This window comes from Mucilaginibacter sp. PPCGB 2223 (assembly GCF_001705515.1).
Lineage (GTDB): Bacteria > Bacteroidota > Bacteroidia > Sphingobacteriales > Sphingobacteriaceae > Mucilaginibacter.
The window spans coordinates 715,565-737,000 of sequence record NZ_MDJS01000002.1; the positions used below are offsets into that span (position 1 = coordinate 715,565).

Genomic DNA, 21,436 nt, shown 5'->3' on the forward strand with positions numbered 1-21,436 from the left:
TTATTTATAACCTGCCTTACCGAACTCATAGGCTTGCACATTAAAAAACTTTACCTTGCCGATATGGCGCATGTTCATCCCAATATATGGATATACAACATTTTATTGATTTTTCAGGCTGCATTCATTAGCGTGATGTTTCAACACTTATTAAGCAGGTACATTGACAGCAAACTCATTATAATTTGTGGGCTTGCTCTGCTTGGGGTGTTATATGTTTACGAAGTATTTGATCATGGGGTTTTTGTAAAGCACAACCTAACCACAACCACAATGTCGGTGCTGTTTGTTGTTTATAGTTTGTATTACTTTTATCATGTGCTTCGGGATGACCGATACTTAAGTCTTTGGCATGATGCTTCGTTCTGGTGGGTTGCGGGTATATTGCTTTTTTATTTTGGCAGCATTGCGAGTGTATTATATTTCCAGATGTTAGCAACCATAAGCCTTCATGCCAGGACGACTTATCCTATATACAGAATACTTATTATTATGCTGTATGGCTGTTGGAGCTATGCTTTTATTTGTCGAAAATGGTTATCGCCGGGTTTAAAGACTTAGATATTAACGAACTGGTTTTAACCACTACGCTCATTTTTCTAATAGCGCCGGCCTTTTTATTGCTATATATTTTTATTTATAACCGCCGCAAAAAGCGGCATATTGAGGAGAAAGAACAGATGAGGGAGAATTTTGAAGCCGAGGTCGTTAAAACACAGATGGAAGTACAGGAACAAACCATGCAGACGATCGGCGCCGACCTGCATGATAATATCGGGCAATTGCTGAGTCTGACATCATTTACGTTAGGCTCGATTGAACTGGACGACCCGGAGAAAGCCAGAGGAAAAATAAATGCAGCTATCGACCTGACCAGCCGGTCGATCAAAGAGATGCGTTTGCTCGGAAGGTTGTTACAAGGGGAGCAACTGATTGGTATGGGCTTGCCTGATGCCATCCGTCAGGAAGTTAAATGGGCCGAAAAATCAGGGCAGTATCAGGTGACATGCCTGATAGATGAAGAGCTGCCCGCACAAAACAACCCGGACAAGGACCTCATCATTTTCAGGATATTGCAGGAAGCCCTTAACAATATTATTAAACATGCAGGGGCTACTCAAATAAATATCAAGTTAATGTATACCGGTGGTCAGTTGACCTTACATATTAACGATAACGGCTCCGGCTTTAACCTGAACGGGCAAATGCCTGCCCAAAGCGGCATGGGCCTGTATAATATGCGAAAACGCGCCGAGATAGTTGGCGGACGGGTCAATATCGAGTCGGCACAAGGCGAAGGGGCAAGTATTACCATTTATATCCCATACCCATGACAGAAGCAGAAAGGATAAAAATCGCCATAGTTGACGATCATACGCTTTTCAGAAGCGGCGTTACGGCCCTAATGAGTGAGTTTGACGAATTGAAGGTTGTGTTTGAGGCATCGAACGGTCAACAAATGCAGCAACTATTGCTTAAAAGTGAACTGCCACAGGTTGTATTAATGGATATTAATATGCCGGTGATGGACGGGTATGAAGCCACGGCCTGGCTAAAAATACATCATCCAAAGATTATGGTGCTGGCTTTAAGCATGTACGAGGATGATAAGGCCGTTATCAAAATGATTAAAAGTGGTGCGTGCGGTTACGTGTTAAAACAATCGAAACCGCGCGAACTGCTCGAAGCTATCCAATCTGTTGTGCAAAAAGGCGTCTTTATTAATGAGATCGTATCCGGCAAACTCATACGCTCGATATCATCAAACCCCGACGAGCTAAAGCTATCGGCGCGCGAGCTGGAATTTTTAAAACTTTGCTGCTCCGAAATGAGTTATAAGGAAATTGCCGACCAGATGTTTGTGAGCCCGCGTACGGTTGATAATTACCGCGAATCGCTTTTTCAAAAACTCAACCTTAAAACACGGTCGGGGCTGGTGTTGTATGCTATTAAAAACGAGATATTTAAGTTGTAGCGTATCTTAAATACTCCAATTGGCGCTGGCTACAGCTAATATGTTAATCTAAGTTACTATCGCGGCAATAACCAATACTTTTAAACAGGCTAAAAATTCTTATTTAGTGTGTTTAATTATGAGAAGAATAAGTTATGTGATATGGGTTTTGCTGTTCACCGCGCAAACCCAAACTTTTGCCCAAACCATCGCCCCCGATTCGGGTAAAACCCTGCTCAAAAGCGAAGCTTATATTAAGCGTTTCGGCGATTTAAGTAATACGCTTTACCTCATTAAAACCGAAAAAACGGCCAGCGTGGTTTTCTTCGGCGGATCGATTACCCATAACCCCGGCTGGCGCGATAAAGTAGGTGCATACCTGCAGCAAAGCTTTCCGGATACAAAATTCAATCTGCTCAACGCGGGTATACCCTCGCTGGGCAGTTTACCGCATGCCTTCAGGATAAAGCAGGATGTGTTATCGAAAGGCAAGGTCGACCTCATGTTCCTCGAAACGGCGGTGAATGACCGTGGTAACGGTACCAATGAGCAAACGCAACGCCGGGCGTTGGAGGGTATCATCAGGCATGTGTTAAAAACAAACCCCTATGCCAATATCGTGATGATGGCTTTTGTCGACCCGGACAAAATGAAGGACTATAGCGCCGGCAAAATACCGCCCGAAGTACAAATACATGAAGATATGGCTAAGATGTATCATCTGCCATTGATCAACCTGGCCAAAGAGGTTACCGACCGTGTTAACGCCGGCGAATTTACCTGGGAAAAAGATTTTAAAAACCTTCACCCGTCGCCCTTCGGGCAGGAGATCTATTTCCGGACGATGAAACAGTTGCTGTCGGTAGAACTGGCTAAACCTGCACCTGTTAAACTAATGCCGTCATATCTGCCCGCACAAGCCGATGCCCTGGCTTACGCCGATGGTAATTACCTCGCGGTCGGCAAAGCAACAAAACTGAACGGTTTTACGCTTGACACGAATTGGAAACCTGCCGACAGCGTACATACGCGCCCCGGTTTTGTGAATGTGCCGGCTCTGGTTGGCGAGAAGCCGGGCGCTTCGTTCGAATTATCTTTTACCGGGCAAACAATCGGCGTTGCTGTTGTATCCGGTCCGGACGCAGGTATGGTGAAATACACTATCGATGGGAAAAGTTACCCCGAACTGGAGCTCTATACCCAATGGAGCAAAAGCCTGCACCTGCCCTGGTATTTATTGTTAGGCGATGGTTTGCAACCGGGCAAGCACCTGCTCAGGCTGGAGATAAGCGCTGATAAAAACGAAAAATCTAAAGGGACGGCCTGCCGTATTGTATATTTTTTGGTGAATGAGTGAGTGGATTATCGTACTACCCCAATTTCTGCTGCTATTGATTTTGAGTTGCGCTGAAAAGCTACCAGCAAAAACAACAGGGTTACACCGACTACAAAATAACCATCCAATACCAGGGCCGAGTTGCGCATCGTATCGCTGCGGCTTTCTACATAACCAAAGGTAAAAAGGCCCACCACGATGGATAGCTTCTCGGTCACATCATAAAAACTAAAGTAGGATGCCGTATCAGGAATGTTTTGTGGTATAAACTTAGAGTAAGTGGAGCGCGATAATGATTGCACGCCGCCCATTACAACACCTACAAATGCCGCTGCGATGTAAAACTCAATGGCAGTGGTCACAAAATAAACCGAGGCGCATATCAAACACCAGAAAAGCACAATGCCTGTAAGGGTTTTTACATTGCCAAACTTTTCGGATAATTTGGCTGTAAACGCGGCGCCGATAATAGCAACCACTTGAATGGTCAGGATCACGGTGATCAGGTTATCTTCGGGTATCTTCAGCTCTTTGGCACCAAAATTGGCCGCTACCAGCATAATAGTTTGTACACCTACCGAGTAGAAAAAGAATGCTGGCAGAAAGCGTTTCAGCAAAGGCAGTTCTTTTACCTTTTTCCAAACTTTAGCCAATTCTTTAAAACCGCCGGTAAATACATTGTAGTTATGCGAGCCCGCATTGGGCATGCCCTTTGGCAGGATATAAAACGCAATGAATGAAAAGCCTATCCACCAGATGCCTACGATGAGGAACGAGATGCGTGCCGCATAATCTTCGGTGATATGGAAAAAATCGTGGCCCATCACCGGGATTAGGCAAAGTAACTGCACCACAATACTACCTGCGAAGCCATAAATGAAGCCTTTGGCCGATACTGCATCCACCTGATCTTCTGTTGCTATTTGCGGCAAGTACGAATTATAAAACACGAAACCGCCGCAATAACCTACCGAGGCCAGCCCGAAACAAACCATACCCCATTCAAAGTTATGCAGGTGAAAGCCGGCATCCTCATACATAAAATATAATCCGGCGCAAGCCAAACTACCCAGCCAGGTAAACATTTGCAGGTATAGTTTTTTATGACCCTTGTAATCGGCAATTGACGTTAAAATGGGTAGCAAAACAACAATAATAAGATACGATAAACCCAGAACATAATTAGATAACACGGTATTGATGTACCGGTGCCCAAAAAACGTTACCGTTTGTTTGGGGTTATGGTCGGATGTGATACCTACAAAATACGCCGGGAAGATAGTCGAGGTGATTACCATGTTATAGGCCTGGTTGGCCCAATCGAACATACACCAGGCCCAAATGGTTTTTTTGTCGTTTTTTACGGCTTTCATTATTTAATGCCGTAATGGTCGTTCATCAACTTCACAAAAAGGCCACCGGGTAATATCGATTTTAGTGTAACGGCGATAGTTTGGCCGATAGCGCCTACCAGGTAATTATGTTTCGGGCTCGATGTATTAACGATCTTGCATATCTGTGCGGCCAGTTTAGACGGATCGGCGCCAATGCTTTCGTCCTTTTCCATGGCAGCAACGGCAGCTTCAAATTCGCCTTTCAATTTATCGTTCTTCAGCAGGAACGGAGCCTTTTCGCGGTTACCGGTAAAGTCGGTCTTAAAGTCGCCCGGGTTTACCACGGTCACTTTAACACCTGTACTGCGAAGCTCCATGCGCAGGCTTTCCGAATAACCCTCGATAGCGAATTTAGAAGCAGCGTATAAACCCTGATAAGGCAAGCCGAACAGACCTGCCAGCGAGCCGATATTGATTACAAGGCCCGAGCCTTTCTCGATCATGTTCGGCAGCACAGCGCTGCACACGCGTACTACGCCAAAAAAGTTAACCTCGAATTGTTTTTTTGCCAGATCGACAGGCATAGCGTACAACGGGCCTGTGATACCGTTGCCGGCGTTATTGATGAGCACATCAATTTTACCTTCGGCAGCGATTATTTTATCTACGGCGGCGTTTACTGATGCATCGTCGGTCACATCCAGTTTGATCGTATTAAATGTTGCGTTTTTTACTTTATCGATGCTGCGGGCCGCGCCGTAAACGCTATGGCCTTGTGCCGTAAGGGCAGTTGCTGTAGCCAGGCCCAAACCCGATGAGGCGCCTGTTACCAGGATAACTTTTTTCATAGATGATCAGTGTATTGTCAGGGTTGTGATTTATTGGTTTGAAAAACTCTGCAAGATAAACAAAGCCGCGAAAAAACCGAGTTGTGACGTAACAATAGCAGTATTTTTACACAGGTAAGAATTACAGACTTTTGTGCGAAAGTATTTTTTAATTATAAGGTTTATTATGTGTATTATTTGTTATAAATTGCTGTGCTGATTGACGATTCGGATGATTTTTTCACTTTTATTTAAATGTTAAACAACTTATCCGTAAATAAAAAATAATAACTAAGCCTAAACCTTACCATTATGAGTAACCCTAAGTTCAATTTTATTCAGCAGGTATTTGCGCTGAACATGTTTTCGAATTTTGCAAGCGCGCCGCGTAAAGGAAGCCCGGCGCAATTGCAGAAAGATCTGACTCTGATATTACAGGCTATCTTATCGGATACCAATGTGCAGCAGATGATGGGAAAATGGGAAGTAGTTTGGGGGCCGGTGGTTGGCTCGTACGGCGAAGATGTCAAGAACCAGGTCGCTTCGAACGCGATGTATGTAGCCAAAAATCCCGAAGGACAATACGTGGTGGCTGTTTCAGCAACCAACCCCAGTTCGTTATACGGTTGGTTTACCGAAGATTTTGATGTGCGTACCATGGTAGCCTGGGATGGTTCGCCAACCCCGAAACCGGATGCGCCCCGGATAGCCAACGGTACCCATCTTGGTTTACAACATTTGCTGCAACTGACTTATACAAGCGGCCCGCAAGCCGCTTCGACGCTGATGCAGTTTTTAAACAGCACATTCGGGGCCTCGGCCGAGCATACGCAACTTGTAGTAAGCGGGCATAGCCTGGGCGGGGCTTTATCGCCGGTACTGGCACTGCATATCGACGAGGCCCAGGCTGAATGGAACCCGGCAAAAACGGTAGAGGTTTCGACCATGCCTACTGCCGGGGCATCACCGGGGAACAAAGCCTTTTCCGATTATCAAAACGCCAAAATGGGCTCGCGCACAATCCGTTTCTGGAACAGTCTCGACCCTGTGCCGCATGGCTGGCAGCCCGTTACGGTTGAACTGGTGCCATTTTTATATTACCCGTATTTTAAAACAGGCATCCTGTTTAAGGCTATAGCCGGCCTGGTGCTTGAGCAAAGCCTGCAGGGCACGGCGCCATATCCCGAAGGTGGCTTTTATACCCCTTTGCAACCACAGGTTACACCTTTGCCGGGGCAGGTATACATTACGCTTACGCGCAACCTGAGCGGTGCGCAGGTACTACAGTACTTTGTGGATATGGAAGCCGGCAAATTGCTGAAAAAATTAGGGATCGGGGGCGTGGCGGCAACACTTATTATTGATGCTCTCAATTGGTTGCTAAATAAATTCGGCAACGAAGAAAGCCTGGATACTTTAGTTGCCAATTTGGAGGAAAGGATCAAAAAGATACCCGGGTACGGGCCTGAGCTGGATAAGTTTATCGGTATTTTGTATGCGATGCTGCTCGAGCTTGAAAATGTAATGATATTTTTATTGCAGCTTGTTTACCAGCATGTCACCGTTTATACCGATCTGATGGGTACGGCACAATTGCACCCTTTAACGCAGGCTATTGTAAATAACCTGGTAAGCAACGGAACTATCGGCAGCGATTATAGCAACATTAATGATAAGCTTACCGAGCCGCTGCAGTTACTGATGCAAACGGCGCCGAAGATGGGTAGTGTGATAGAAGGCCTGCTTACCGACGACCTGATGGCAAAAGCGGGCTGGGGCAAGCCTGGCAAATAGTTAGTTCAGCGGCAGCTCAACCGTGAAAGTTGTACCCACACCGGGTTTGCTTTGTACGTTCACCCTGCCGCCCAGGTTTTCGACCTGCATTTTTACCATAAACAGGCCTATGCCACGCCCATCCACCTGATCATCGAACCGGCGGTACAGGCCAAACAGGTGGGCGTGGTGTTTGTTTAGATCGATACCCTTGCCGTTATCTTCAAACCGTATCAAAACAGCAGGGCCGTTAACTTCGCTGCTGATGTTGATCACCGGGTCGGCATCGGGCCGCCGATATTTGATGCTGTTGGTGATAAGGCTCTGAAAAATACCGTACAGGTAACTCTTAACCGTTGTAATTTTGCTTATTGCATCAAAATTACAGTTGATAGATGCATTATTGGTTACTACGATGAGCCTGTTCCCGGCCTTAACGTCGTCAACGAGCTCTGACAGCGAAACTACTTCGGTTGGATTATTTACCTGGCTGCCCACCTGTAGTATCTGGTTTAAATCGCCGATTACTTTGTCGAGATTATTGATAGATGTTGAAAGTGCGTCGAGCGTTTCCCGGTCTGCAAGTTCGGTGCCACTTAATGCGTTAAGCAGGCCCGACAGCCCCATAATATTGGCAACGGGGGCCCGCAGGTTGTGCGATACGATATAGGCATATTGCTCCAGGTCGTTGTTGCGTTTAAGCAAGTCGGCGGTAATCTGCTCCCGTTCTATTTCGGCCCGTTTTTTTGCTGTAATATCCTTTAAGGTTAAAATATAACCTACGTTTTCCATCTGCTGGTTGGTAACGCTTACCCATTTTACATCGTACCATTCGGTGTTACCGTCGACATCAAACGTGGTTTCGTAGCTCACGATGTCATTTTGGCGCACGCGTTCCAGGATATGTTTGATATCGGTTTTGCTCCTTTTGGGAAAATAGTTGAACGCGGTATTGCCTGCCTTTAATTTTTTGCGATAGTTGCGTAAAGACAGGTGTTTTGCATTGTTGTTAAACGAAATGATCTTAAGATCACTATCAAACAGGACAATAGACAGATCGGTGTTTTCGAATACCGAACGGAGGTTATCTTCGGATTTGGTTTGCAATTCCTCTGCCAGTTTCCGTGCGGTGATGTCGCTATGTGATATGACTGCGCCTTTTTCGTCATTATCGTCAAGCGGAGCCACGATGATCAGGTACCACCGGCGCTCGCCAGGGTTGACGGACCGGTATTCTATCAAAAACTGCTTCTTCTGCCCGTCTATAACATCCCTGATGCCTTTTGTAAGTTCATTCGCCGACGCCTTATCAATGCCGGCGGCTTTTTCGGCTATAGCCAGATAACTATAGCCTATACCAAAATTCGGCACTCCTAAATTATTGGCGAGCAGCATGCTCTTCCACGACCGGTTAACGGCTACAATCTTGTACTTCTCGTTGATGAGTACGATATCAGATGGCAGGGCGTTCAGGATAGATTCCTGGGTTTCGGCGGCCTGGCGTATCTGGATGTGGCTGGCTTCTATCTGGCGTTCCTTATTTTTACGATCGGTAACATCCCGCGAATTAGTGACCAGGCCATTTACCGCAGGTACGTTGAGCAGGTTGATCACGGTTCCCTCTATCCACAGGTATTGGCCTGCGGCATTTTTAATGCGATAAGTAAAGTCGTATATCTTGCCCGGGTTATCCCGCGCTTCTACAAATAACCTGCGGTAAGGTTCCTTATCATCCGGGTGCAGCATATCGGCGCGTTGTTCCAGGCTTAACTTCTGGATGTCGTAACCTAAAGTTTTTTCGGCATTGGGGCTGATGTAGGTAATAGTGCCATCAAATGCGGTAACTACCACAATATCACTGCTGTGCTCAAGCAGTTCGCGGAAGCGCTGTTCGCTTTGCGCCAGCTTAAGTTCAGATTTTTTACGTTCGGATATATCGCGGACAAACACCGATAACCCGGTTGATGAAGGGTAAGCATGATTTTCGAGCCAAAAATTCAAAGGAGCATAATAATCTTCTTGGCAAACATACACCTGTTCGTTTAGTGCTTTGTTATAAGCTTTGTAAGTTTCAGATCCGATGGCATCTGGGTACAGATCCCAGATATACTTGCCGATGAGGCTCTCGGGCTGCACGCCTAACATTTTGCCGATCTGCTTGTTGGCATAGGTATAGCAGAAATTATTATCCAGGGCAATAAAGCCATCGGTAATCCGCTCAAATATGCTTTCTATCTGTTCGCTTTTCCTTCTTATCTCTTCATCGGCCAGTTTCTTCTCGGTAATATCTCTAAAGTTGCATACAATGGCGTTAATGTTTATGTCATTAAGCATATTGGTGTAAACGCATTCTATCCAGATATAGTGGCCGAGTTTATGCCGGGTACGGTAGGTTGCCAGTATGGGTACATAAGGTTTGCTCAACACTTCGGCAATAAGGTCTTTAACCTGTTGCCGGTCGTCGGGGTGGGTGAGGGCAAGGTGTGTAAAATGGGCTCTTTCAATGGCATTCCAGCCGTTTATACGCTCCGACGAAAGGCTGCGAAATGATATTCTGAACTCCTCGTCGAGCAAGGTGATACCGTCGTAACTGTTTTCGATCAGTTTCCTGAAACGCAGTTCGTTGGCAATGATGCGGGTGCTGTTAACATGTAAGCGCCTTTCGAGCTCAATATTGTTTTTTGTTTTTTTATCCTCGATAGCCTTATCCTTGGTAATATCGCGTGTAACTTTGGCAAAACCTACCAGGTGGCCGTTTTCGTTATAAATAGTGGTAAAGCTAACGCTGGCCCAAAACATACTGCCATCTTTCTTAACGCGATAGCCTTCATCGTAATGGGTGCCTTTTTTTAAAGCTTCGTTGAGATTATTGCGCGGAACATTGTTCTTAATATCGGCGGGGGGATAAAATAGGGAAATGTGCTCGCCGATAATCTCTTCTTCTTTGTATCCTTTAATGTTTTCGGCACCCTTGTTCCAGCTCATGATGTAACCGTTCGGGTCTATCATGAATATAGCACAGTCATTGACACTTGCTACCAGCAGGCGAAAAAGTTGTTCGTCAACAGTTTGACTGAGCGGAGTATAGTTACCTGCCATGAGCAAAAAATACAAGCGGGTAAATAATATCGTGCAGAAAGCAGTATTATTTACCGGGACACGCTATCAGGGGAATAGCATATTAGTTAATAAAGTTTGTACTTGGTTTTAAATCGGTATGCTAAGTAAATTTAATTATCATTAAACGAAAAATGAAATTTTTAATTTTTTTATGCGAAATATTTTGAGCCGAGATAATTTTTAAAATATACCCATTTAATTATTATTTAAATACGCGTTTATTATTAAACGCGTGGTTGAGGGCAACGCCAAATGGCTATAATAGCTTAAGCGTTTAAGTGTCAGCCAATAAGATCAAAGCCGGTGGGACAATACAGATGCTGCCCGCTTTTCAGGATCCCCTCCATTCGGTTAACCAACAGACCTGCATTGTTGACGTTATCCTCCAGGTCGCTTAATTGCGCGTTGACCTGATCTTGATTCTCAAGAAACGATTCGAGTAGTTTACCTTCGTTTTTTTCAATAAATGCCAGAGTATATTCCAAAAATAGCCCTTTGCCATCAACCGGACTGGTTTGCTGCCCGGCATTAGCGGTATCTGCAGCCCTTTCGCGGGGCGGCATTACGATATTGATAATAGACTGCGTCATTTTGGAGTAGGAAACAACAATTTTGTAAAAAGTGCTGTTCATCTGTCTGTCTATCGTGCTGATGCCAAAGCAATTCTGATATTTTTCATATCGTTTAAACAAACCACATGCGGTACTGATACATGATTTGTATTTCGTGTAGTAGTTATTGATTTCCATAATGTAGCTGTAGTTGTATGAATTGCACAGCAAAAGTGCTGCCAGCTTTCATTAAAAGAAACCTGATTAATATTAGAATATATTTTATGCCGCTTATGGATAGTCGTCAATGCGGCCCGCTGTCTTACAGCAAATCGGCGTTACATAATTTAATACGGCATTAAAAAACTATGCAACTTATGCCGGCAATTAGTTCAAATTTTCGTGATGGCTGTTTACCCGTATTGTATGTTTGTTTACAAAGTGTATAAATTACACCATAAAGGCTTGTCAATCAATTAATTTCAAATTGCGTTTATTGTGTTTAAAGCGTATCGATTTGTTGTATAAGTGCCTAATATTCAATTTTTTGTGTGTGATTGTATTGTTATTTAACAATTAAATTCGATAGTTTTGAGTTGCCAATTACTTCGAACCCGATAAACGGTGCCAATAAACTTCATATGTCAAAATTTTACACTGGTGTTTTCGCGCTTTCATGTTTAGTGTTGTGTGCAACTGTTGCAAAGCCGCAAGTCCCGGCTTATTCGGCAGCGAATAAAACTGTTAAGGTTTATACAACAGCTAAGGGGACTGACTATCGCCTCACGCAAACCGAAACCTTAAAATTTACCGATAAGCCCCAGCCGCTCGAAACGGAGATCTGTGTGTTTGTCGACCCGGCCAAAACCTTCCAGACGATACTGGGCATTGGCAGCGCTTTGACCGATGCCTCTGCCGAAACCTTCTACAAATTGCCCAAGGCTGTCCAGAAAGAATTTTTAACCGCCTTTTACGATCGCGAAAAAGGGATAGGCTATACGCTTGCGCGGACTAATATCCAGAGCTGCGATTTTTCGAGCGATTCGTACAGCTATGTAGCTGCTCAGGACGCAGCTTTAAAAAGTTTTAGTATCAGCCACGACATGAAATATCGTGTGCCCTTTATAAAAGAAGCGATTGCCGCCGCCGGTGGTAAGCTTACGCTCTTTGCCTCGCCCTGGAGCCCGCCCGCCTGGATGAAAGATAATAATGATGTGCTACACGGCGGTAAATTAAAACCTGAGTACATGCAAAGCTGGGCCAATTTTTTTGTGAAGTTTATCAATGCCTATCAAAAACAGGGGATCCCGGTTTGGGGTGTAACCGTGCAGAACGAACCGATGGCAAAGCAAAAATGGGAATCGTGCGTATTTACAGCCGAAGACGAGCGCGATTTTATAAAAAAATATTTAGGCCCGACACTATCAAAATCAAATGTAGCAGCCACCAAACTCATTGCCTGGGATCATAACCGCGACCTGGTTTACCAGCAGGCCAGCACCATGCTCGAGGATAAAGATGCCGCCGGATACATCTGGGGGATAGGCTACCACTGGTACGAAACCTGGACAGGCAGCGCTATGCAGTTTGATAACGTTCGCCGCGTTGCGGATGCTTTCCCAGACAAGCATTTGCTGTTTACCGAGGGCTGCATCGAGAGATTTGATATGGCGCGCGTTAACGATTGGGCGCTGGGCGAAAAATACGGGCAGTCCATCATTCACGACTTTAATAACGGCACCGTTGGCTGGACGGATTGGAACATTTTGCTCGATGAGCAGGGCGGCCCCAACCACGTCGGCAACTACTGCTTCGCGCCGGTACACGCCGATACGCAAACCGGCAAACTGATCTACACCAATATTTACTACTACCTGGGGCAGTTCTCCAAATTTATCCGCCCGGGCGATAAACGCATCGTAAGTTCATCAAACCGCGATAAGCTGTTAACCACGGCGTTTAAAAACGCCCTGGGCAAGCTAACTGTGGTGGTGATGAATAGCAGCGACGACAAGATTGCTTACAACCTGATTATTAAAAACAAGGGCACGGTAGTCAACAGCCTTCCGCATTCGATCAGTACGTTAATCATCGATTAAATGAGCGATATTAAAAAGATAGTTGCTATACAAAGGATACTTGCTATATTTTGTATACTAATAGCCCGACAGGGGTATGCACAAAAGCCAATCAAGGCAGATGTATGGCTGACGAATCCCGACCGCTCGGCTTTATTTACGCAGCAAAAGGATGCCCTGGTGTTTAAAATGGGTAAAACTACGCTGCCAACCATCAACGTTAAGATGGACAGCACCTTCCAGGCCATCGATGGTTTTGGGTTTGCGTTAACCGGCGGCAGCGCCATGCACATCATCAGGATGGATGCCGTGGCGCGTGCTACACTGCTTAAAGAGTTATTTAGCACGAAAGATAACAATATCGGCCTGAGCTATCTGAGGGTAAGCATCGGCGCGTCGGACCTCAATGATCATGTATTTTCATACGATGACCTGCCTGCCGGAGAAACCGATCCTGAACTAAAGCATTTTGACCTTGGCCCCGATAAAACCGATGTGATACCAGTTTTAAAGGAAATACTGGCCATCAATCCCAAAATAAAGATACTCGGTTCGCCATGGTCGGCGCCGGTGTGGATGAAAACCAATGGCGATACCCGTGGGGGCAGTTTAAAACCTGAAGCTTATAAAGCTTACGCCGATTACCTGGTAAAATACATCAAAGGCATGAAAGCCAATGGCATCGCCATCGATGCGATCACTGTGCAGAACGAACCTTTGCACCCCGGCAATAACCCAAGCATGGTTTTGCAGCCCGAAGAAGAGCTGGCTTTTGTGAAGAATAACCTTGGTCCGGCTTTCGAGGCAGCGGGAGTTAAAACTAAAATCATTATTTACGACCATAATGCCGACCGCCCCGACTATCCTATCACCATATTGAACGATCCCGGCGCGGCTAAATACATAGATGGTTCGGCCTTTCACTTATATCGCGGCGAAATCGAGGCATTAAGCAAGGTGCACGCTGCTCATCCCGATAAAGGGCTGTACTTTACCGAGCAGATGGTGATCGACGGGCGCGATTCGTCAAAACTGAAAGTGGCTTCGCCGGTTGAGCGTTTGTTCATCGGCGCTACACGCAACTGGTGCAGAAACGTCCTGGAGTGGAACCTGGCTGCTGATCCGCAGAACCAACCCCATACAGACCGCGGCGGCTGCCCGATGTGCCAGGGCGCGATAACTATCGATAAAAATAAGGTGACCCGTAACGTGGCCTATTATGCTATGGCACATGCTTCAAAGTTTGTGCGGCCCGGCTCGGTGCGGGTGGCATCTGATATCCCTGCGGGTTTACCCAACGTAGTATTTAAAACACCCGATAATAAAAAAGTGCTTATTGTAGCGAATACCGGCCAAACGGCGCAAACATTTAACATCGGCTACGGGCTCAATTATGCTACTGCCACCCTGAACGCAGGCGCGGTGGCAACTTACATCTGGCAATAAAAAACTAAAAACAATGGCGGTTAAAAAACTAAACCATTTTAAAATAACAGCGGCAATCATATTGGCTTGTCTGCAGGCCAACGCACAAGGCTTTTTAAAGGCGAAAGGTAAAGTGATAGCTGATGAAAAAGGCAATACATTTATCCTTCGCGGGATGGGTTTGGGCGGATGGATGCTGCAGGAAGGTTATATGTTCCGGCTATCGAACGTTGGTCAGCAATATAAGATCAAAGCCGGGATACAAAGTTTGATCGGTCCGGAAAAAACCGCCGCGTTTTACAATCAGTGGCTGGCGACCGAAACCCGCAAGGTGGATATCGATTCGATGGCCCGATGGGGCTTTAACTCCATCCGCCTGCCGATGCATTATGCCCTGTATACGTTGCCGGTCGACCAGGAGCCTGTTACAGGGCAAAACACCTGGCTCGAGAAAGGTTTTGCTTTAACGGATAGCCTGCTCAAATGGTGCGCCGCCAACAAAATGTACCTGATACTCGATCTGCACGCCTGCCCGGGCGGCGAAGGTAACGACCTGCCGATCTCCGATCGCGACCCTTCAAAACCTTCGCTATGGCAAAGCGAGGCTAATCAGCAAAAGATGATCGCGCTTTGGCGCAAACTGGCCGAACGTTATGCCGATCAGCCCTATATTGGCGGTTATGATATCATCAACGAACCCAACTGGGGTTTTGACGATCCGAAAGATATCCGCGGCACGAACGAGAAAACCAACGCGCCGTTGAAAAAGCTGATGATGGATATCACCAAGGCTATCCGCGAGGTGGATAAAAAACATATTATCATTATTGAAGGTAACGGCTTTGGCAACAATTACAACGGCCTGTTACCAACCTGGGATAACAATATGGTGCTGAGCTTCCACAAATACGGCAACTTTAATACGCAGGGTGCCATACAGCATTTTCTCGATCTGAGCGAACAATACAATGTGCCGCTGTGGATGGGCGAATCGGGCGAAAACTCCAATACCTGGTTTACCGAAGCAATCGGTTTAGTCGAAAGTCGCAACATCGGCTGGAGTTGGTGGCAATTGAAAAAGATGGGGATCAATAATCCGCTCGAGATCAAACAACCCGCCAACTACCAAAAGTTTTTAGACTATATGGGCGGCAAAGGCGAAAAACCAACACAGGCCGAGGCCAACGCTATTCTGGACGAATTGCTGCACAACATCCGGCTCGAAAACAACGTGTACCACAAGGACGTGACCGATGCGATGTTCCGCCAGGTGCATTCGGCGAAAGCCAAACCTTTTAAGGCCAATATCATTACCGCAAATACCACGATCAACGCGGTCGACTACGATCTTGGCCCGCAGCGCGTAGCTTATTACGATAAGGATACCAGCAGCTACCAGTACACGCCCGATGTAAAGACCCAGGGCAACCGGGGCCATGCCTACCGTAATGATGGCGTTGATATTGAACGCGATGCCGATGGTTACCACATTTTCAGCATTGAGGATGGTGAGTGGTTACAGTACACTGTTAATGTAAAAAAGGCAGGGACTTACACACTGAAGTTTTCGATAGCATCGGGTTCTGATGCCGGCAAACTATCGCTGGCGAAAAACGGAACTTCGGCTGGAAAGGTCATAGCGTTACCAAATACCGGCGGCGATCAAAGTTGGCAAACTGCCGAACTGAAAGATATTCATTTAAAAGCTGGAACAAATGCCTTGAAAATTACAGCCGAAACAGGAGGGTTTAACCTAAAAAGCATTCAATTTTTACAGGATAAATGAAGAAAGCTACCCTGATCTGTGTCTTTTTACTTGCCTTTTGCGCACCGGTATTTGCTGCGCCCAGGTTCAGGGTGCTGGCTTTGTACGAGAACGGCGGACACCACCTGGCTTACTCGAAAGTAGCTAAAGTATGGCTGGATAAACTGGCCGCCGATAACAATTTCAGGATCGATTATATTACCCAAACCGACAGCATCGACGATGCCTATTTAGGCAGATATCAGCTTTTCATCCAGCTGGATTACCCGCCTTATGCCTGGAAAGACAAAGCGGTGAAAGCTTTCGAAAAATACATCACCGAAGGACGTGGCGGTTGGATAGGTTTTCATCATGCAACATTGCTGGGCGAGTTCGACGGTTACCCCATGTGGCAATGGTTTTCGGGTTTTATGGGCGGTATCAGGTTTAAAAACTATATTCCCGGCTTTGCAGATGGCAGGGTGAAGGTGGAAGATAAACAACATCCGGCAATGCGCGGCGTGCCGGCATCGTTCACCATTAAAAAAGAGGAGTGGTACAGTTACGATAAAAGCCCTCGGCCCGATGTGCATGTCATCGCCAGCGTGGATGAATCGACCTACATGCCCGATTCGGATGTGAAGATGGGCGATCACCCGGTAATCTGGAGCAACCCGGATGTAAAGGCGCGCAACGTGTATATTTTTATGGGCCACTCGCCCGATCTGTTTACCGACGAAAACTATAAACTGATATTTAAAAATGCCATATTCTGGGCGGCATCAAAATGAAAGTATTTAAAACCGGTTTGATAGGGATAATGGCCGTGCTGTCAATACAGTGCCTTGCACAGCCTGTTATCTACGTCAATCAGGTTGGTTTTGATACGCACAGCCCCAAAATTGCGGTTGTGGCTCTGGATGCAGGCGATAAAGTATCGCAATTTCATGTTGTTAATACAATAAACAGTAAAATAGTTTTCGGTGGTAAATTAGGAAAATCCCAAAAGATAGAAGAGTGGATACCCGGCAAACTGTTCTGCCGTGCCGATCTCTCTGCTTTCGACACACCCGGGCAATACAAATTGCAGGTAACTGCTGCAGGTAAAAACTACTGGTCGGCGCCTTTCCAAATCGGTGATAACCTGCTGGCTAAACTTACCATCCCGGCTATTTTGCATTATTATCGCAACCAAAGGGCAAATACCCCGGCTGAGCTCGAAGCTGATAGCCATTTGCTGTTGTATGGCAGCGATCAACGTGTTGACCTGCATGGCGGCTGGTGCGATGCATCGGGAGATGTGAGCAAGTATTTTTCGCACCTGGCTTATGCCAACTACATGTCGCCGCAGCAAACGCCGCTCGTCACCTGGTCGTTGATTAATACCGCCGAAAAGTTGCCTAAACTACTCAGTAAATTGGGAGTGACGGATTCGATACGCGATGAAGCCTTTTGGGGAGCCGATTATATGATGCGTTGCCTGAGCAAGGAAGATTATTTTTACATGATCGTTTTCAGTTACTTTAATAAAGATCCCAACGCGCGCCGGGTGGTAGGTTTGCACGCCAACAGCGTAACTACCAACGAATACCAATGCGCTTTTCGCGAAGGTGGCGGCATGGCCATTGCTGCGCTTGCCCGCATATCCCAATGGAAAACACATGGCGAATATACCCAGGCGCAATACCTCGACGCTGCAAAAAGGGCATTTGCACACCTGCTGGTTAACAATACCAGGTACGATGATGATGGAAAGGAGAATATCATCGACGATTATTGTGCCCTGATGGCAGCTACCGAACTATGGAAAGCCACCGGCAATGAACTTTATGCTGCCGAGGCACGTAAACGTGCGGGTAAGCTGGAGCAGCGCCTCACGCCATTTGGCTATTTTTCGGCTAATGATGCAGGGCGGCCTTATTGGCATGCCAGCGACGCCGGCTTACCCATTGTGGCGCTTTTGGGATATGCCGAAAAGGAAAGTGACGGTACGCTGCATCAACGGGCAGTAAACATGATAGAGCAGGCGCTCAACGATAATTTAGCTATAACGGGCCGCGTGATCAACCCGTTTGGTTATGCCCGGCAAACGTTCAGTTATAAAGGCACAGTCAAAGACGGGTTTTTTATCCCGCATGATAACGAAACAGGCTGGTGGTGGCAGGGCGAGAATGCCCGGTTAGGTTCGCTGGCAACGGCAGCCCTTACCGGCCGGAAGGTTGCGAACGATGTTAAGCGAGGGGCGCTTTCGGCCTTTGCGTACAATCAACTGAACTGGATACTGGGGTGCAACCCATACAATATGTGTTTTATGTATGGTTTCGGCGTTAACAATGTGCCATACATGAGCAGTAATTTCGGACATGGCTCGCAGCGTGGCGGTATATCCAACGGCATAACCGGCAAAGAGGGTAACGGCGAAGGGAGAGGCATCGACTTTAAAACCAGCGCGCAAGGTAACGAGTGGCGCTGGACTGAGCAGTGGATACCACATGCGGCCTGGTTTTTACAGGCTGTTACGGCTATGGCGGAGCACGACGGGAATTAGAGTTTTTTAGTTCATTACAGGCAGAGCAAAAGTGAAAATCTCCTCCTGATAATTAGCAAAACACACTTTAATTTGGTATATTTATTACTATTGCGAACTAATTACAGGCCGTTGCGACCGGCCCGTAAACCTGATAAACCAACAACTGACCAATTATTGCCTGCTGTAACCAGGCTTTTTCGTAAATGTGTATGATGAATTTTTTTAACAGGAATCATGAAAAAGTAATGCTTGTGAAAAGCCTCTTTGCATTGTTTTTGTTCATGATGTTCGCCAACCTCTCAAAGGCTCAAAATGTAGTTAAGATCGACGATAACGTTCCTCAGCACATTTTTTCGTATGGCGAGATCGAGTATCTTGAAGACCCCGAACGTGTTTTTACTTTTGATGAGATACGGAAGCCCGAAATGAGCGCCCGCTTTCAAAAGAGCCAGACTTATACGCCCAAATACTATAACGATAAATCTGTTTACTGGTACAAGATCCGCATCAAACAAACCAAAGCCTCGCGCAGGCACTGGATACTGGAGTTTTTTGATCAAACCATAACCGATATTACCCTGTATGCGCCTGTGGGCGAAAACAATTTCCAGGTGTATAACTTCGGCAACAAGTATCACTTTGTAAAACGCGAATACAAACATAAAAACTTTACGGTCGACCTGGTTAACAATTCCGATTCGGTAGCTACCTATTACGTCAAGCTTTCGTCGACCCAGGCTGCTAATGTGATCATCGTACTGCGCGATATTCATCGCTTTATCGAATACGCGCTCGATGAGTACCTGATTTTTGGCTTGTTCTACGGCATGATCATCATTTTCAGCCTGTACAACCTGCTGATGTATTTCGCCATCCGCAAAAGCCAGTACCTGTATTATGTACTATATAACCTGGGCGTAGGTTTTTACGAGATGTGCAGCGATGGCATAGCGTTTCAGTACATCTGGCCCAACCAGCCCTGGCTCAACGAATATGCGGTAGGTATATCGCTGTTTTTAAGCACCATTTTCGGGCTGTTGTTTACTATTAACTTCCTGTACCTGCGTTCCAAAGCGCCAATGCTTTACAAAACCATTATTGGGCTCATTATTGCCGGATGCGGCTTTTTTGTGGTTTGTTTGTTTAACACACAATTATTCAGCTACAAAATATTAGAAGCTATACCGTTATTATTTGCGTATTACTGCGGTTTTTACGTATTGAAACGCGGTTATGGCCTGGCAAGGTTTTATGTAATTGGTTATACCTTTTTGCTGATCGGCTTTACCATCAAGATACTATTGTTTTTAAATGTGCCCTGGCTGCCTTACGGACCTGTTACGCACTATAGCCTGAGCTTTTGTTTTGTTATCGAAATGATCCTGGTGTCTTTTGCGATAGGCGATAGTATACGCCAAATGCGTAAACGTAAGGATTATGTACATAAACGCATGATCAAGCAGCTGCAGATCAACGATGAACTGAAAGACACGCTGAACAAGGAGCTAAGCTCGCTGGTAGCCCAGCGCACCGAAGAGGTGGTTGAAAAGGCGCATGTGATCGAAAAACAAAACCAGGAGCTTTCGGCCATGAATAAACGCATGATCAAGCAGCTGCAGATCAACGATGAACTGAAAGACACGCTGAACAAGGAGCTAAGCTCGCTGGTAGCCCAGCGCACCGAAGAGGTGGTTGAAAAGGCGCATGTGATCGAAAAACAAAACCAGGAGCTTTCGGCCATGAACCAGCTGCTGAAGGAGCAGGCCGAGAATATTTCGCGCATGAACGTGCTCTTAGAGGCCGATAACCAGGAGTTGCACGTCAATATTGAAAAGGTGACCAGGGCACGCGTCATGTCGCAGGATGTTGATTTCAGCGAATTCAGCAAGATCTATCCCGACAGGGAAGCCTGTTTTAAGTTCTTGTCCGAATTGAAATGGGCCAACGGTTATGCCTGCAAAAAATGCGGAAATACCAATTACCTGGCAGGTTTTTTACCTTACAGTCGCAGGTGCACCAAATGCCGGTATGATGAATCGGTTATAGCCAATACGTTGTTCCAGAACTCGAAGATACCCATTAATAAAAGCTTTTACATGCTGTTCCTGATCTATTCATCCAAAGGGAACATATCATCGCATAAATTATCCGAGATTCTGTCGATAAGGCAAAGCACCTGCTGGTCGTACGGTGGCAAGATTAAAAAGGTGATGGAAGAACGCAAAAAGGAGCTTAAGAACGCAGGCGAACAGGGCTGGAGCAAATTGGTGCTCGATCATCACGAAAAATCCGAACATTGAGCCGGTTAGCACAGCCGCAATGAGTCTTTGTTTATTATTTATTAACGAATAGATGCGATGATATAAGTTTTGATACCTGTTGCAACCGACACGTGAAAAATCAATTAATCGTAAATTTGACATTTAATATTATCCGGTCATATTAATTAGTGCCAGCGGATATTTTACTTCATTATTTTGCCTTCAAAATATTCAAGGCCGGGGGCGTTAAACTAAGGGTTAACACCGGTCGGCGGCGTTGCCGATAAAATACGCAGCAGATATGGTCATCGGGCAGGTGCCATTTTTGTAACCGACGATCCTTTGCTATCCGGATTTTTTCAGAAAAAAATTAAAAATGTTACAAAAAAAATGCATTGTGTTTTTTGCGTATCGTAATTTTTTCATGCCTCACCTGCCTTGATACGTTTAACGAATTTTTTGTGCCAAATTACACTGTGAACGCAATAAATTTTAAGCGTATC

At 45.9% G+C, this 21,436-nt stretch carries 14 protein-coding genes; 10 read left to right on the top strand and 4 right to left on the bottom strand.

The annotated features are described in order from the left end of the window. The first annotated feature begins 533 nt into the window (after positions 1-533). The 3 genes from BEL04_RS13590 (at position 534) to BEL04_RS13600 (ending at position 3,311) form a co-directional block, all read left to right on the top strand. A complete protein-coding gene (locus tag BEL04_RS13590; RefSeq protein WP_083227918.1) occupies positions 534-1,334 on the top strand; it encodes a sensor histidine kinase in 801 nt (266 codons plus the stop codon). Continuing rightward, positions 1,331-1,975, top strand: coding sequence for a response regulator transcription factor (locus BEL04_RS13595; RefSeq protein ID WP_066004764.1), 645 nt, complete (start codon positions 1,331-1,333; stop codon positions 1,973-1,975). Before BEL04_RS13590 ends, BEL04_RS13595 begins: the two co-directional genes overlap by 4 nt. Positions 1,976-2,093: 118 nt before the next feature. Beyond that, the gene (locus BEL04_RS13600; RefSeq protein WP_066004766.1) at positions 2,094-3,311 is read left to right on the top strand and encodes an SGNH/GDSL hydrolase family protein; all 1,218 of its coding nucleotides are present in this window, start codon (positions 2,094-2,096) and stop codon (positions 3,309-3,311) included. Between the two features lie 5 nt (positions 3,312-3,316). On the opposite strand, the gene BEL04_RS13605 is transcribed toward BEL04_RS13600, so the two are convergent. Then, a complete protein-coding gene (locus tag BEL04_RS13605) occupies positions 3,317-4,663 on the bottom strand; it encodes an MFS transporter (RefSeq protein ID WP_175404077.1) in 1,347 nt (448 codons plus the stop codon). Continuing rightward, a complete protein-coding gene (locus BEL04_RS13610) occupies positions 4,663-5,472 on the bottom strand; it encodes an SDR family oxidoreductase (RefSeq protein WP_066004770.1) in 810 nt (269 codons plus the stop codon). Before BEL04_RS13610 ends, BEL04_RS13605 begins: the two co-directional genes overlap by 1 nt. A gap of 291 nt (positions 5,473-5,763) precedes the next feature. On the opposite strand from BEL04_RS13610, the gene BEL04_RS13615 reads away from it, so the two are divergent. Next, positions 5,764-7,245, top strand: coding sequence for a hypothetical protein (locus BEL04_RS13615; protein ID WP_066004771.1), 1,482 nt, complete (start codon positions 5,764-5,766; stop codon positions 7,243-7,245). Here BEL04_RS13615 and BEL04_RS13620 read toward each other — a convergent pair whose 3' ends face one another. Together BEL04_RS13620 and BEL04_RS13625 are read right to left on the bottom strand one after the other, a co-directional pair. Continuing rightward, on the bottom strand, positions 7,246-10,323 hold the full coding sequence (locus tag BEL04_RS13620) for a PAS domain-containing sensor histidine kinase (RefSeq protein WP_066004772.1): 3,078 nt from the start codon (positions 10,321-10,323) through the stop codon (positions 7,246-7,248). Positions 10,324-10,625: 302 nt separating this feature from the next. After that, positions 10,626-11,093 (bottom strand): hypothetical protein, encoded by a 468-nt coding sequence (locus BEL04_RS13625; RefSeq protein ID WP_066004777.1) that lies wholly within the window; start codon positions 11,091-11,093, stop codon positions 10,626-10,628. A 443-nt stretch (positions 11,094-11,536) separates the two neighbouring features. On the opposite strand from BEL04_RS13625, the gene BEL04_RS13630 reads away from it, so the two are divergent. The 6 genes from BEL04_RS13630 to BEL04_RS13655 all read left to right on the top strand — a co-directional run bounded on the left by BEL04_RS13630 (position 11,537) and on the right by BEL04_RS13655 (position 20,972). Then, positions 11,537-12,994, top strand: a complete 1,458-nt coding sequence (locus BEL04_RS13630) for a glycoside hydrolase family 30 beta sandwich domain-containing protein (RefSeq protein WP_066005282.1) — start codon at positions 11,537-11,539, stop codon at positions 12,992-12,994. Then, a complete protein-coding gene (locus BEL04_RS13635) occupies positions 12,995-14,419 on the top strand; it encodes a glycoside hydrolase family 30 beta sandwich domain-containing protein (protein ID WP_066004781.1) in 1,425 nt (474 codons plus the stop codon). A 13-nt stretch (positions 14,420-14,432) separates the two neighbouring features. Continuing rightward, a complete protein-coding gene (locus tag BEL04_RS13640) occupies positions 14,433-16,184 on the top strand; it encodes a cellulase family glycosylhydrolase (RefSeq protein ID WP_066004782.1) in 1,752 nt (583 codons plus the stop codon). Then, a complete protein-coding gene (locus tag BEL04_RS13645; protein ID WP_066004783.1) occupies positions 16,181-16,933 on the top strand; it encodes a ThuA domain-containing protein in 753 nt (250 codons plus the stop codon). The genes BEL04_RS13640 and BEL04_RS13645 overlap by 4 nt, the downstream gene beginning before the upstream one ends. Continuing rightward, positions 16,930-18,690, top strand: a complete 1,761-nt coding sequence (locus BEL04_RS13650; protein WP_083227919.1) for a glycoside hydrolase family 9 protein — start codon at positions 16,930-16,932, stop codon at positions 18,688-18,690. The genes BEL04_RS13645 and BEL04_RS13650 overlap by 4 nt, the downstream gene beginning before the upstream one ends. 233 nt (positions 18,691-18,923) lie before the next feature. Beyond that, complete coding sequence (locus BEL04_RS13655) at positions 18,924-20,972, top strand: 7TM diverse intracellular signaling domain-containing protein (protein WP_175404078.1); 2,049 nt, start codon at positions 18,924-18,926, stop codon at positions 20,970-20,972. The last annotated feature ends 464 nt before the right edge of the window (positions 20,973-21,436 follow it).